The following is a 15,973-nucleotide window of genomic DNA, read 5'->3' on the forward strand; positions in this document are numbered from 1 at the left end:
TCATTAGGACATTTCTAAATTGCTCATATAGGACATTATCACTTTGCGGGAACAGGTGGGAACATCGATACGAATATGAGGATGAGATCGCCACGACCGGAAAACCGGTCTCGCGATGACAAGAAAAGACTGGATGCCGGATCAAGTCCGGCATGACAGATGGTTAGGGCAGACGACAGGTATCACCTGTTTAGGGCGTCTGCCGCTAACAGAATATGAATGGGGTAGATGAAGGAGCCTTCCACTCACAGGAAAATTATTGACGAAACCGTATCGCGGGGGCATGTTGGGCTGTGGCTTCTTTGAACCTAAACTCTCCCCTGCAATACGTCAAAGGGGTTGGACCGCGCAAAGCGGAGATACTGGCCAACTACGACCTCCACACCGTGAGCGATATGCTCCGCTATTTCCCTCGCCAATACCTCGACCGAAGCACGGTCGTTCCGATTGCTGATCTCAAAGTCGATCAACCGGTAACGATTGTCGGACAAGTCAAGGCGCACGGAGTTCTTCACGGCAAACACAAACGCTACGAAGTTATCCTCGGTGACAGCACCGGGGCTGTGTCGCTACTGTGGTTTCGGGGGGTTCGCTATTGGGAACGGTTGTTCAAAAAGAACCAATGGTTCGCAGCCACAGGGACGGTCAGTTATTTTCAGGGATTCCAAATCCTTCATCCCGATCTCGAACGACTGGAAGACGAGAGCGACCAGATGATCCATGCCGGGCGGATTATTCCGGTCTATCCGCAGACAGCCGAACTCAGCAAAGTCGGTCTCAGCAGTAAGGGAATCCGGCGGATCACATCGTTTATCTTTGAAAATCTCACAGAACACATCGCCGATCTTCTCCCCCGCGCCGAAACGGACCGCCTGAAATTGCCCTCGTTGCAAGAAGCGATTCATCACATTCATTATCCCGAAAATCGTGACCAGATCGAGACCTGTCGGCGGCGGTTGGCGTTTGACGAATTGCTGGAGTTTCAATTCCTGATCGTATCCAGTCGTCGCCAAAAGGAAGTGGCAATTAAAAAACAACGGTATACTTCACCTGGAATAAACCTGAAGAAATTCATCGCCGCACTACTGTTTGAATTGACTGCCGGACAAAAAGCAGCAACGAAAGAAATCGCTGCTGACCTCGGCCGCGCACGGCCGATGACACGGATGTTACAGGGTGATGTGGGCTGCGGCAAAACTGTGGTAGCCATTATCGCCGCCCTTCACGCGGCCGAGAACAATTTGCAAACAGCGTTTATGGCTCCTACGGAAATCCTGTCCGAGCAGCATTTCCGTGGCTGGCAACGGCCACTTGAGGAAGCTGGATTCACAAGTGCGTTACTGACCTCTTCCATGAAAAAGACCGAAAAAGACAAGATCGGTGCCGCGTGTGGACGGGGTGAGATCGATATTCTCTTCGGAACGCATGCGTTGATATACGACTACGTTTCCTTCGAGCGATTGGGATTGGTCATCATCGACGAACAGCACCGATTCGGCGTTAAGCAACGAGGTAAGCTTCATGCCAAAGGAGACAATCCTGACCTCCTGGTAATGACAGCCACACCGATTCCACGCACGCTGGCTTTGACTCTATATGGTGACCTTGACATCACGACTATTCCCGACCTCCCTCCCGGTCGCAAGCCGGTTCGCACTGTCTGGCGCATGCCTGATGCCGCGACCAAAGTTTATCAATTCGTTCACGATGAAATCGCCAGAGGTGGACAGGCTTATTTTATCTACCCGTTGGTCGAAAAAAGTGAGCACCTCCAGTTAACCAGCGTCGAGGATGCCTACGCCGAGTTGACCGCCAATCAGTTGTCCGGACTTCGAGTAGGAATGGTACACGGACGGGTCAAAGCCAAAGAACGTGATGAAATCTTGCGCCAATTCAACAGCGGAGACCTTGACATACTGATGGCGACCACGGTGGTTGAAGTTGGGCTTGATAATCCGAATGCGACATTGATGGTGATCCAGCATGGAGAGCGATTCGGACTGGCACAACTGCATCAACTACGCGGACGGATCGGACGTGGGAAAAAACAGGCGACGCTGATTGCACTGGCTCATCCGCCAATTTCCGAGATGGCCCGCCGTCGACTGGATTACTTCTCGCAGACAACGGATGGATTCAAGATCGCCGAAGCTGATCTCGAATTACGCGGCCCCGGTGAGCTGTATGGTCTCAAACAATCGGGTCTACCGGAGTTGCGTGCCGCCAGGCTGACATCTGACCGCGACCTGCTTGAAGCAGCTCGGGGATTGCTCGAACGGCTATTCTCGGACGATAACAGCCTTGACAGTTCCTACCAAAACCTGTATACGTACCTGAAAGAATCGGCAGTGGTCAAAGCCTCGAACCTGGGCGGTGGGTAAAACTAAAGCCGAGACGTTGGCAAATCGACCACGAATCATGGAGAACATATTTTGACCAACGAAGATGACCTGGACAAGACTCTTTTTTCCCAGATGATTCTGTCTTTACAGATGGGCGCTATGCAGCAGATGGGCAAGTTTGCCTCTCCGATGACCGGCAAGATCGAACGGGATATGGTTATGGCCAAGGCGAGTATCGATATGCTGGCAATGCTCGAGAAAAAATCCAAAGGCAATCTCACCGAGGACGAAGACAAACTGATTGGACACGCTCTATATGAACTCCGCATTAACTTCGTTGATGAGAGTAAGAAGAGCGACCAACCGACAGAGACTGCAACATCGGACAGTAATAATTCTGGCGCTGAGGCAAGCGACTCCGAATCGGATGAAACTTCGACCGAGCCGGAGAAGTCATAATCCCTGATTCACTTGGATCTCGATTCGATTGAAGTGTATAAACAGATGAGGTTGCGTTATTGCGTGTTGGCCAAGCGCTTTATTGCTCTTGATCTTACAGCGGGTATCAGTTATAATAGCCCCTTATGAAAGCGACTGTACAACTGCCACTTAACCAGAACATACCAGAGTCCGATGTCGCCGCCGCGATTGGTGACACTGTTGAGTTTGATAAACCTCTGGCTCCCCTGACGAGCTTCCGTACCGGAGGTCCAGCAAAATATTTTATCGCGGTTCGTAGCGTAGACGAAATAGTGCGAGCCATATCGGGTGCGTGTAGACTCGATATTCCGTATGTCCTCATTGGTGGCGGATCGAATCTTTTGATCTCTGACGCCGGTTTTGACGGTCTGGTCATCAAGATTGCGATTGCAGGTATTCAACTCGTTGGCGAAACAACGATTGAGTGCGGCGCAGGTGAAAACCTGATGGCGGTGGTAGAGTTCGCCGCGAGTAAATCCCTGACCGGGCTGGAATTTGCCGCCGGTATATGGGGAACGGCTGGCGGAGCGGTGTATGGCAATGCCGGTGCGTATGGAGGTGGAATGAGCGATGTAGTCACCGAAGTCGTACTTATTGATTCGGAAGGGAAAACCAAAACGCGAAACCATGAATACTGCCGCTTCGCATACCGTGATTCGTATCTTAAGATGACTAAGGAAGTCATAGTAACTGTCCGAATTAAATTGCAGAAGGGAGAACCCGGCAGAATTCGCGAGAAGATTGCCGATATCCTGGCTGACCGAAAGACGAAACACCCGGATCAGTTGACGGCGGGTTGCTTCTTCAAGAATATCGAAGACCCTTCTCAGCCGCATGGTAAGCTAGCGGCCGGCCGCCTTCTTGAGGAAGCAGGGGCCAAGTTGCTCTCGGTCGGCGATGCTGAAGTTTTTGAGAAACATGCCAACATGATTGTCAATGTCGGCCACGCCACATCGCACGACATTCATGAACTGGCGACCCGGATGAAGGAACTGGTGCGAAAGAACTCCGGGGTTGAGTTGGAAGAAGAGATCACTCGCATCGGACAATTCTAATTGTAGGAGTATGCCTATCGAATAGTATATATCGATATGATTCGTACCGATTACAAAAGAGTGACTGTGATTCAGAGAACATCAAGGTTACTTGCTACTATTCTGTCTTTGATGGGCGTCATGCTGTGCATTTGTCCCGTTGCGGACGCAGCATCCGGGTTTAAGATGTCCCTCTATGCGCCGGCATCACTTGTGTCGTCATATGTCGATCCCCCTGACAGACTTTCCGTGTCCCTCGGTGCACCTGTTTATCCTCCCCTATCCACCAAACTGAAGTTCCGGCCTAAGTGGATCTATTCAAATTTCAATGAGGGCTCGCATCGGTTCGAAACGAATTTGAAGCGGATGGGCAGACGGACAAGCTCTCTCATCCCAGTCTCAGTAGATGCCCGACACTATGCTACTTTCAGAATGGACCAGAATCGCAATGAAAAATTTCATCGGCCGGTTATGGGGTCTTTGGATGTGGGACGACAAGAAAGAACCAAAGGGGGACTTGGAATCAATGTGGGACTGCCAAAGCGATTGGATCGTATTTTCGGTGAGGGCGGAGCCGGATTGCGTGTAAGTGGTTTCCGCAAAATCATGTTCTCGGGGAGATCGCAATGGACCGATGCGGCTCAGTCACCATCCTTTAAGCAGAGCAAGTTCCCTTCGCTGCATATGGAACAAATCTCCCGGTTCGATATCACCGGCACCATCGGCAGCAAAATCACGGTCAAGGTTTCTCAGGATAGTCAAACCGATATCCCCCTCGCCAACCGATTGCAAATTCGCTACAAAGGCAACGAAGACGACATTCTCAAAACTATTGAGGCGGGCAATACTAACTTGTCGCTTCCCAACACCAAGTTTGTCGGCTATTCGTCACGCATTCGCGGCTTATTTGGCATCAAAGTAGAAGCCAAGGTAGGGAATCTACGTCTCACTGGAATCGCATCACAGGAAAAGGGATCCTCGGAATCGGCCCGGATCACACCCAGCGGCGAAGAAAGCGCGAAGATAATTCGCGACAATGAATACGTCAAACGACGCATCTTTGATTTGGGACATGAGTCCGAATTCCAACTCGGTGATTCTGTTTTAAGAGTGATTGCCTACCAGGCACGACGAGAATCGGATATTGATGCCGAAGTCACGGCTATTCTTGCACGAATGGTGGTTGATCCCTCGAACCCGCAAAACCATAGCAGTGAGAATGAGGAATACTTGCAGTCAATGGAAGCTGGAGTGGAGCTCATATCAAACGATGAGTACGATATCAAGAGTTATCCGCAGTCCCGCCATCATTATATGGTTTTTAAATCCTCCAGACGTGATCAGTCACTTGGAATTTATATGGAGGTACTCCGTTCCTCCAGCGGCAGTATCGAGGCTGTGGGAGACAACGTTTCTGACACGGCTATACTGAAACTGATATACAGCCCCAAAGCGGACACCACTTATGTCACCTATGATCTGATGTGGCGCAACTGCTATACAATTGGTCGGGGTGCGGATATCTTGGATTTCGACATTAAGTTCTATAAGGGACCAAGGGGTAGAGAGGACGGTACCGAGAGTGTAAGCGACCAGAGCACCGAAGGACTTGGTACGCAGTCGTATCTCCAGATACTCGGCCTGGATCAATACGACGGAAACAGAAATGTCCCTGACGGCAAGCTTGATAATCGCTCGGAAGTGTTCCGACCCGATTGGGGATTACTGATTCTCCCTCACCGTCGTCCTTTTGATACCGACACTACATTCCTGTACGAGAACGGTGGCAGCTCACATGTCCTGGAGAAGAGAGTTCCTCTGATCTACGATGCCACTGCTACCGGTCAACCTATCGCCAGTGAATACTTCATGCGGATCTTCACAAAGTCGCGCAGTTCGACAATCCGCTTGGGGAAACCCAACATTATCGAGGGTTCGGAGAAAATCACAGTCAACGGCCGGCAACTGCAAAAGGACATCGACTACAGTATCAACTACGATTTCGGCCAGATAACGCTGCTGTCTGAAGAAGCGACAGATGTTAATGCCGATATTAATATTGATTTTGAATATGCCCCTTTCATGGCAGTAGCCAAAAAAACCTTGCTTGGCATGCGGGCCGTTTATGATATGGGCCGAGATTTCAAAATTGGCACTACTATCCTGTACAAATCGGATAAAGCCGAAGATCGCAAACCAAGAGTGGGGCAGGAAACCGCCAAAGCGGTCATTTACGATATTGACACCCAGGTGAAGTTGCACCCTAATTTCCTGACTTCAGCTCTTGATGCACTGCCATTTGTTTCAACCACGGCTCCTTCAAACCTGTCGGTATCAGCTGAACTGGCCCAATCGCATCCCAACCCCAACGTTGATGGCGTGGCTTACGTCGATGATTTTGAAGCATCTACAGAACAACTCTCCATTGGCACTTTCCGTACTCAATGGCAGAAATCCTCCATCCCTTTCCAGTTGACGGATTCGGCTACGGAACTTTCTCGCCTTTTGTGGCATAATCTGATCGACCCGTATAGAGTAGATGAGATTTACGCTAAGAAAGAAACCGGTGCCGGTCAGGGAGCGGTGCGAGGCCTGCGATTCATCTTCCGACCCAACTATCTCGACACAGCCTGGGATTCGAGTCTTGTTGACGGAAGTGAAACTGAGTACGAGTACACCTTTAGCGACGACGACATACATGACTCAAGCCCCGACACTACTTCGTGGGCCGGAGTAACACGTAGCTTCGGGGGACGCATCGATGCTGAAAGAGCACAAGTATTCGAATTCAGAGCCCGTGCCCCAGGCGACAGCGGTATCATGCACATTGAATTTGGAAGAATTAACGAGGATATTGACGACAACGGTAACGCGTACTTCGAACGTGAAGATGAAACCGGTGTGTCGGAAGATTTCGGGCTTGATGGCCTGCCGGACAATCAAGAACCGCGCTACAATGCAACAACGAATCCCGATCCCAATCACGACAACTGGTTTTTCCTCGGAGACGGCATTTGTCCGCCCAATTGCGGACAATACACCAATGAGTCAAACTGGAACGACCCGATTAACTATGAGTGGCTTAACGGTACCGAAGGCAACAGAATCGACGGCGAACATTATGAAATAGCCGACAAGGAGGCCTTCACCAACGATTTCAATACCGATGACGGCTACTTCTCCTACTGGGTCGACTTCGGGGCTGATTCTGTGCGATTCAGAATCGATTCATCGGAGCACGATCCTGGCGATGGTCATGGATCGTGGTTCACGTATCGCATCCCAATTAACGACCCTGATCTGGTTGACGCGGATGGGGAGTATGTCCAGCAAGTCATCATCAATGGATCCTCGGAAGATGCCACTTTGCAACCGGACTGGAATAAGATCAGCCATATCCGTATCTGGTTTGAAGGCAGGCCTGGTCAGACCACAGCGGACACTATAGAGATTGCCGATTGGTATTTTGTACAATCCAACTGGCAGGATGAAATTGCGTACAACGATTCTGACTCTACAACGAAATTCATAATCGCTTCCGTCAGTGAGGAAGATGGCACCTTTGATGCTCCTTCCAACGTGGAAGCGTACACTGACCCCAACACCGACATCGAAGAATCCCAGCGGGGGCTGTTGTTGCAATTCGAGGACATGGACTCTCGCGATACGTGTTTGGCCGTCAAGAACTTGGTGTCGATCGACGGCTACAGCGGCTATGGAACTATAGAAATGTATGTTCACGGCAGATACCTGAACCCGGCTGACGATGGTAAGGTGTGGTTCATATTCAGACTGGGTACCGATTCGGTCAACTTCTATCAGCAGCGAATGAGATTGTACGATGGTTGGGATGTACGTAATTTTGTCAATATTAAGTTCGACGAAATAACTGCCCTTAAGGACTCGGAACAACGACAAAGAACTCGCAGTGAATGGCTAGATGTAGATATCTATAGTGACGATGCCGACAGTACTTTCCGAGTCCGGGGCAATCCGAATCTAAATGCCATCAAATACTTCGCAGCCGGTGTTGTCAACAGCGATCAACTCAACGACGTTTCCGGTGAAATCTGGCTTGATGAACTGAGGGTCACTGACGTCCGTCGCGATGTCGGTACGGCGGCAAGGATATCATTTAGTGGCAACCTGGCTGATCTTGGCGGCTACAACTTTTCATATCAAACAAAGGACCCGTATTTCCGCGGTCTGTCAACCTCGACCAGAGGTGGATCGAGCCGGAATCTCGGTAGCGGTCAAACCCAGACTAGCATGTCTTATTCGGCTTCAGTTAATCTTGACAAATTCATGCCGCGATCATGGGGTGCCAAAATTCCCGTATCGGTATCCTATTCCAAAACGACATCAACTCCGTTGCTACGGAATGGATCCGACATCGTTTTGCCTGAGGAAATCCGCATCGAGGAGCGCAGTCTGGGTGAATCCCAATCGTTGTCGGTATCTCCGAAATTCAACCGGCCCGGCAGAAATCCCCTATACTCATTATTACTCAACCGTCTGACCACAAAGTTCTCATACCGTCGAAACACCCGATCTTCGGTCAATCAACCTTACAGCTTCGGTGAGAGTTACAACGTGCAGAGCAGATTTGACCTGAGTATGAGGACGGTTCCGAAAATCCCTGTTTTCTTCTGGACCAAGTGGATTCCGTTCGCGAAGAAAACAGCCGGATCACAACTTGGTCTATACCCAAAACGCTGGAATGTCAGCGGCGACTATGACCGCAATCTGTCGGTATCCCGTAACATCAGCGGTGACCTACAGAGCGATCTCAAACGCACTTTCAACGCTAAAATGGACGTCCAGTACGAAATCCTGGAGAACCTTATTTCCAGTCTGCGACTTGATACCCGACGTGATTTGAGTGACGTCGAGAATGTGGACCTGTCGTTTAAAAAACTTCGCCTGGGTCTTGAACTACGCTACAGTCAGTCCTTCGGCGTAACCTACAATCCAAAAGTTTTCTCTTTCCTGGGTACTAACTGGTCTTACAAGGCACAATACAGTGACGACTGGGACCGGTCCTCTGAGTCGCGCCGATCCTCGCTCACTCGCTCATGGAGTGTTAGCGGCACATTTGACCACATAAAGTTTCTGGGCGGCAAAGGCAGTTCCTCCGGTCGTGACCGCGGTCGTCAGCGCGGTCGGCGCGCCCGCAAAACGGACGTGACAGTAGAAAAAGGCAAACCGTTCTACGATCCACCACTGGCTGTGCTACGGTTCCTGACTGCGTGGATACAGGTGCCAAAATACAACTACAGTGAGAATTTCAAAGCTTCTGTCCCTGGCATGGACTCACGACCAAGACTGGAATATCGCTTTGGACTTGTCCGCGGGGATCACGGTGTGTCAACTATATCCCAGACGCGCAGCCCATCTTCATCACAGGGCAAAAGCTACGATCTGTCCAGTGGTTTCTCTCTACTGAGTGGCATCAAAACGGAAGTGAAGTTCAGGCGAAGTATCAACGAAGACCTGATCAAACAGGGGAACCGTTCCCGGAACACTTCTACGAGCTGGCCAGATCTAACCATTCGCATTTCCCGCTTCAAGACTCTGCCGTTGATAAAGAACGTGGTAAATAAGCTCATTGACGTCCTGTCACCTCGCACAGGCTACTCACGCTCCACGAAAGAAACGTTCGATCTCAATGGCGGTTTTGTCACTTCATCTTCCGAAATTATCAGCCGCAATCCTCTGCTCCAGGTGAATTTCAAAGTGTTCAAGGGTTTGTCGTTGTCATCTTCGTATGCGCTAACCAAAGATATCAGACGAGCTTTCAACCCCACTAGCGGTAAGTTTCAGTCGGAGTCCCAGTCCAATCGCAAGACCTTTGGTGCTTCGACCAAGTATAGTTTTTCAGCCCCAAGCGGCTTCAAGCTCCCCATTTTTGGCCGTGTGAAGTTCCGCTCAACAATGTCGATCTCAATCGACGTCAAAAGAAACATGAGCACAACCAGAAGCTTTAGTGCCGATGGAAAAGAGGGCCGACCTACCGAGAAATCAGAGTTTCGTATATCGCCGAACATATCCTATACTTTTTCACCTAAGATCCGTGGCGGCCTGAGCATGCAATGGTCCGACAACAACAGTAACGGACGTAAGAGCCATCTGAGGGAAGTCAAGCTCTCGGTGGAGATAAGATTCTAACCTTCAATTCAGCATGATCGAATACACACGACATCGTATCCTCTGACACACAGATGGTTTCTCTTGACTTGAATAGACCCATTCCGATTTATTAGCATCATGACTTCAAAGCTATTACTCTGCTCGAATCTTGTCCTACTATCGATTTTTATGTTCTGTTGTTCTTCTCCGCAGGTAGCGACACCGGTTTTCGATGGTGACCTTGCATATCAACATCTAATCCACCAGGTAGAATTCACGCCCCGGGTTCCCGGCAGTGAGGCTTCGGCTCGTTGTCGCAACTATGTGTACGATTTTTTTGACAGCCTGGGACTGAGTGTTGATTCCCAGATGTTCACTTTTCTCGATCCATATTCCGGGCAGGACATCCCCATGGTAAACGTCATAGCACATTGCAATCCCCAGCTTGATGCGTCGCAACGTATTGTCCTCATGGCCCACTACGATTCTCGTCCCAGAACCGACTATGCCTTTGACACATTGCTGATTGATGAGCCAATCGACGGCGCCAATGACGGCGCTTCCGGGGTGGCTGTCCTGCTTGAGCTGGCGCGATTGCTGTCGATTCAGCCGCCGTCAGTTGGGGTTGATCTGGTTCTGGTTGACGGTGAAGACTGGGGCAAGTCCGGAGACTCACAGTATTACCTCCTCGGGTCACGCGAGTTTGCCCGTCGGGGTATCCGGGACCGTTACCAATTCGGTATCGTCATAGACATGATTGGCGACCGTGACCAGCAGGTCTATCGAGAAGCGTTTTCAGAACGATACAACAAGCCCCTTAATGACCTCGTCTGGGAGACAGCACAGCGTCTCGGCGTGACAACGTTCATCGACAGCGTTCATTACACGGTGATGGATGACCATCTGCCACTCCAGGCGAGCGGTGTTCCATCGATCGTGCTCATCGATTTTGATTATCCAGAATGGCACACTGAGTTTGACACCCCTGACAAATGTTCGGCCCAGTCGCTATCCAATGTCGGGCGGATCCTCGTGGATATAGTCTATAAACCTGAAAATTGGCCCAGAAAATGATTGAGAAACCGAGAGATTTCCCGGCGGTGGAAGAATTACTTCAGCATGAGGAGTTAGCCGAAGCCGTACTATTGATTCCACGTCCGGCGGCAGCGGAAATTATCAAAGCAACCATCGCGAATGCCAAAGCGCAGCTAACTAAGACACACAAGCCAATCACACTGGAGCGACTAAATAACGATATTCGCAAAGCCCTGTTAAAGGCCAAGAGGCAGGAAATAACCAGGGTAATCAATGCGACAGGAATCGTCGTTCATACAAACCTGGGGCGAGCACCGCTACCGGCTGCACTCTTTGAAGCGGTCAAAGAGAGGGTGACCGGCTACGGTAATATCGAATTCGACCTTAACACCGGCGGACGGGGAAGTCGCGGACTTGCTTGCGAGAAATATCTGGTTCTTCTCACCGGAGCTGAAGCTGGAACCGTGGTCAACAATTGCGCGGCAGCCTTGTTTCTCATTCTTAATACGCTGGCTAATCGCAAACAGGTACTTCTGTCTCGCGGAGAAATGGTTCAGATCGGCGGCGGTTTTCGTATTCCCGATATTCTCAAAAAATCCGGCGGGAAGCTTTGTGAAGTAGGCACGACAAACATTACGACCATAAAAGACTACGAGGACAATATCGAGACTGGTCGTTCCGGATTGATCCTGAAAGTACACAAAAGCAACTTCGTCCAGAGCGGATTTACTGAAGAAGCAAACCTCAAAGAACTCGTGACCCTCGGTCGCAAATACGGCTGGCCGGTTGTCAACGATCTTGGCAGTGGTGTGTTCATTGATACGCGTGACATTCTGGGATACGAAGAACCAACTGTTGGACATTCGGTCAGAGCGGGGGTGGATCTCACTTCGTTCTCAGGCGACAAATTACTTGGAGGAGTGCAGGCCGGGTTGATTGTCGGTAGCTCGGAGTATATCAAGAAAATAAAACGCAATCCACTGTTCCGTACTATGCGGGTCGACAAGGTTGTCTTCTCCATCGTCGAACATTTACTAAGTGTCTATCTGAGCGGGGATTTCCAAACCGATATCCATCTGTGGCAAATTCTATCCATCGCTGAATCTGATCTGTATCAACGTGGCCAGAAGATTCTCTCAGACCTGGGTCATCCGTCCGGGCTATCGGTAGAAGCAACGAAGGCTTTTGTTGGTGGCGGCTCAATGCCGGAGGCAGACATCCCATCGGTAGGCATCGTCTTCTCTACCGCTTACAGTGCAACCCGACTGATGCGTCAATTCCGTAACCGGAGTCTGCCGATCATCGGTCGGATCGAGAACGATCAACTTATCCTTGACCTGAAGGCGATCAGTGAAAACGACCTGTCCATCCTGACTACAGCCATCAAAGAAGTAATCGAGTAGGCAGTTCATGATTGTCATAGGTACTGCCGGCCACATCGACCACGGTAAATCATCGATAGTGAAACGATTGACCGGCACCGATCCGGATCGTTTGCCCGAGGAAAAAGCCCGAGGTATGACGATTGACCTTGGCTTTGCTTTCCATAAAACTCATGCCGGTGATATCATCGCCTTCGTAGACGTTCCTGGACATGAACGCTTTGTCAAGAACATGATTGCCGGCGCTGGTGGTACTGATGCTGTCATGCTGGTAATTGCCGCAGACGACGGGTGGATGCCGCAGAGCGAAGAGCATTTCCAGGTGGTGCGTTTGTTGGGTGTTCAACATGGATTGATCGTAATCAACAAGACGGACCTGGTCGAAAAGGACTGGCTGGAACTACTCATTGAAGATGTTCGCAACAAAGTAGCTGGCTCTTTTTTGGCCGACGCGCCTATTCTGACCGTATCGGCCCAGACCGGGTTCGGGTTCGAAGAACTAAGCGCCCATCTTGAAGAAATAACCCAAACAGTCGAGGCACGCAAAGACATGGGCAAGCCGCGTCTGTGTATCGACCGTTCATTTGTACGGCCCGGTATTGGTGGTGTAGCTACCGGTACTCTGCGCGGAGGAAGTTTTGCGCTGGGACAGACAGTTTCCCTGTGGCCGTCGCAATTGACAGCCAAAATCAGATCATTGCAATCCAACGGACAGGAAGTTAAGACAGCAGTGCCGGGACAACGTACCGCTATCTCGCTAACTGGCATCAATCGAGAATTGCTGGTTCGAGGTGGCGTCATTTCCGATAGAATGGACCTGTCGTTTTTCAAAGACCAGGCAGTACTGGCACTGTCCGTCGAACTGCTCAAAGATGCCCCGGTGTCAATTGCAGATCGTCGCCGCGTCGTATTGATCGTTGGCACCAGCGAGGTTGAAGGTGAGTTGCGTCTGTTCGAAAAAAGCGAGATAAGACCTTCACAGAAAGGCATTGTCTTTTTCAAACCGGATGATCCGACCTACGCCCTGATCGGAGATCATTTCATCATGCGCCTGCCAACACCGATGGTCACTCTCGGCGGGGGAACAATACTCGATCACTTGAGTCATTTCCCAAGACGTAAACTGTGGGCAAACTACGAATACCTGCATGAACGATTATCCGGGCTCGTTGAGGATGTCGTGCTATCGGAACTTCGCAAACATATACTTGTCCCTCGTGAGCGACTACTGGCAGAGTCCGATTTCTCTCGTAGCGAAGTCAAGAAAAACGTAGCCGCGATGTCCCGAGAGGGACAGGTAGGTTCATTTGAGGGACATATCTTTCGGACCGAAGTTCTCGAAAACGCCGCTACTAACCTGCGCGACGGGATGACAGCATATCTCGAAAGCAAACCTCACCTGAAAGGTGTACCGCTGGAACAACTCCTGCACCTCTCCCCTTTCCCATCCGAAACGACCGACATCCTGATCAAACACATGCTTTCGGGTGGTGTGTTGTTGCGATCGGGAGGTGACTACAATCTTAGTGGCCGCGATATGAGCCTCAAGGGACCGGTGAAAAAAGCATACAACGAAATAATTGACTTGCTTCGCCAAGAAAAATATACACCTCCCACCTTGAGTAAATTAGCCGACATGGGGAAACCATACCGCGAGGCGATCAAGTTCATTCTTGATTCCGGCGAAGCCCACAAATGTGGAACGCACTTTCTGTTCATCACTGAGGTATGGAGCGAAATCATCGAGTTTGTGCGAGAGAGGCTAACATCATCTCAATCATTGGCGGTACCCGACCTGCGTGAGAGGTTCGGCTACACTCGCAAGTTCGCCATTCCGATTCTCGAAGAAATGGACCGTATAAAACTGACCCGCCGCGAGGGTGATGTACGCATAAAGGGAGAACGATTTGACGACGAGGAGTTTGATCTCTAACGCCCGCATCTATACGATGGCGGATGGAATTATTGTCAATTCTATGGTGGTTGAACGAGGCCGGGTTGTGGCTGTCGGCAACCAACTCGAAGGCGTGGATTGTTTCCGCAAACACAAACGAATTGATCTGGGCGGCCGCACAGTAGTGCCGGGATTTGTCGATGCCCATACCCATTTTGTGTATTTCGCGATGTCGCTCGGACGAGTATGGCTTCAGGAATTCGATACACTGGACGCCTGCCTCAAAGAGATCAAACGCTCCTGTCACAAGCTGGGCAAGAATGATTGGGTCGTAGGCGAAGGTTATCTTCCTGATCGTTTCCGCCAGAAGGTCGAACCGGATCGGCTGATGCTTGATAAAGTGACCGGTGGACGACCGGCGTTTATTTATTCCAAAGACGGGCATACAGCCTGGGTGAACAGCAAAGCGCTCGAACTGGCGGGGATTTCCAAACAGACCCGCGATCCCGATGGTGGCGAGATCGTTCGTCTGGCAGACGGCTCTCCATCCGGTATCCTGCGCGAAGGCCCCGCCTACAATAGTGTCTTCAAACTCATCAAACGCCCATCAACGGCACACATCAATCGTTGTTACCGAGAAGCTCTTCAGATCGCCTACCGCAAAGGTGTGACGGGAGTACATTGTTTCGATGGACCGGAGTCATTTGGGTACCTGATGAAACTTGCCGAAAGTGGCCAGGTTGGCCTGAGGATGGAATACTATCCGGCCGCCAGCCTGTTGCCAAAGTTGCACATCACGGCAACGAAGTATGGAACAGGCACCGAGTTTTTCCGCATCGCCGGAGTGAAACTCTTCTCCGACGGTTCCCTCGGCAGCCAGAGCGCGCTGTGTTTCAACAAGTATAAAGGAAACCAGAACGTCGGCATCGAAGTACTTTCATCTAAAGAGATTCTTCGAATCGCCCGCTCTGCTGCCCGACTGGGCTTACCATGCGCGGTTCATGCCATAGGTGATCGCGCTGTGGCCAATGTTCTCGATGGCCTGGAGAAAGCTCCGGCACTTCGGTCACCCGCTCGCCACCGTATCGAACACCTGCAACTCGTCCGTCGGAAAGATATTCCCCGCCTGAAAAAAGCAAACATCATGGCCTCGATGCAACCCTCGCACCTCCCCTCGGATATTGACATGATGCGCAAGTATTGGGGATCACGAGGAGCCAACACATTTGTGTTTAGAACACTTTTGGACAAGGGCATTGATCTGGCTTTCGGATCGGATGTGCCCATTGAGCCGCTTGACCCGATTGCAGGGATCGCTGCGGCGGTGCGTCGTGCCCAACCCGGCAAACGTGATGTTTTCTATCCAGAGGAACGTATCAGCGCCACCGAGGCTCTTCATGGCTTCACTGTCGGACCGGCTATCGCGGCCGGTCAGGAACACTGTCGCGGGCAACTCATGCCGGGTTATCCGGCGGACTTCGTTGTGCTGTCGGATGACATCACCCGCATCGCACCGAGTCGAATACGCAATGTAAAGGTGTTAGCGACTGTCCTCGATGGAAAAGTGAAGTACCGGGATCAATCGGTAGATATTTAGGCTTGGTGGCCCACAGCTTGGGGCCTGTTGATAAACCCCGTTTTTGACATTCCTCACATTGTTACGTGTTGTATTGTCGA

At 50.7% G+C, this 15,973-nt stretch carries 8 protein-coding genes; all 8 read left to right on the forward strand.

All coding sequences use genetic code 11. The features are described 5' to 3' along the window. Nucleotides 1–293: 293 nt before the first annotated feature. The 8 genes from recG (at nucleotide 294) to KOO62_10440 (ending at nucleotide 15,893) form a co-directional block, all read left to right on the forward strand. A complete protein-coding gene (gene recG, locus KOO62_10405; protein MBU8934404.1) occupies nucleotides 294–2,381 on the forward strand; it encodes an ATP-dependent DNA helicase RecG in 2,088 nt (695 codons plus the stop codon). 51 nt (nucleotides 2,382–2,432) lie between these two features. Further along, nucleotides 2,433–2,801, forward strand: a complete 369-nt coding sequence (locus KOO62_10410) for a DUF1844 domain-containing protein (protein MBU8934405.1) — start codon at nucleotides 2,433–2,435, stop codon at nucleotides 2,799–2,801. A 125-nt stretch (nucleotides 2,802–2,926) separates the two neighbouring features. Further along, a complete protein-coding gene (murB, locus tag KOO62_10415) occupies nucleotides 2,927–3,877 on the forward strand; it encodes a UDP-N-acetylmuramate dehydrogenase (protein MBU8934406.1) in 951 nt (316 codons plus the stop codon). Nucleotides 3,878–4,222: 345 nt separating this feature from the next. Then, a complete protein-coding gene (gene sprA, locus KOO62_10420; protein MBU8934407.1) occupies nucleotides 4,223–10,024 on the forward strand; it encodes a cell surface protein SprA in 5,802 nt (1,933 codons plus the stop codon). Nucleotides 10,025–10,123: 99 nt separating this feature from the next. After that, complete coding sequence (locus KOO62_10425) at nucleotides 10,124–11,059, forward strand: M28 family peptidase (GenBank protein ID MBU8934408.1); 936 nt, start codon at nucleotides 10,124–10,126, stop codon at nucleotides 11,057–11,059. Continuing rightward, a complete protein-coding gene (selA, locus tag KOO62_10430; GenBank protein ID MBU8934409.1) occupies nucleotides 11,056–12,423 on the forward strand; it encodes an L-seryl-tRNA(Sec) selenium transferase in 1,368 nt (455 codons plus the stop codon). Before KOO62_10425 ends, selA begins: the two co-directional genes overlap by 4 nt. 7 nt (nucleotides 12,424–12,430) lie before the next feature. Continuing rightward, nucleotides 12,431–14,335, forward strand: coding sequence for a selenocysteine-specific translation elongation factor (gene selB / locus KOO62_10435; protein MBU8934410.1), 1,905 nt, complete (start codon nucleotides 12,431–12,433; stop codon nucleotides 14,333–14,335). After that, on the forward strand, nucleotides 14,310–15,893 hold the full coding sequence (locus tag KOO62_10440; protein ID MBU8934411.1) for an amidohydrolase: 1,584 nt from the start codon (nucleotides 14,310–14,312) through the stop codon (nucleotides 15,891–15,893). The genes selB and KOO62_10440 overlap by 26 nt, the downstream gene beginning before the upstream one ends. The last annotated feature ends 80 nt before the right edge of the window (nucleotides 15,894–15,973 follow it).

Source organism: Candidatus Zixiibacteriota bacterium, from assembly GCA_019038695.1.
Taxonomy (GTDB): Bacteria; Zixibacteria; MSB-5A5; order GN15; family FEB-12; genus B120-G9.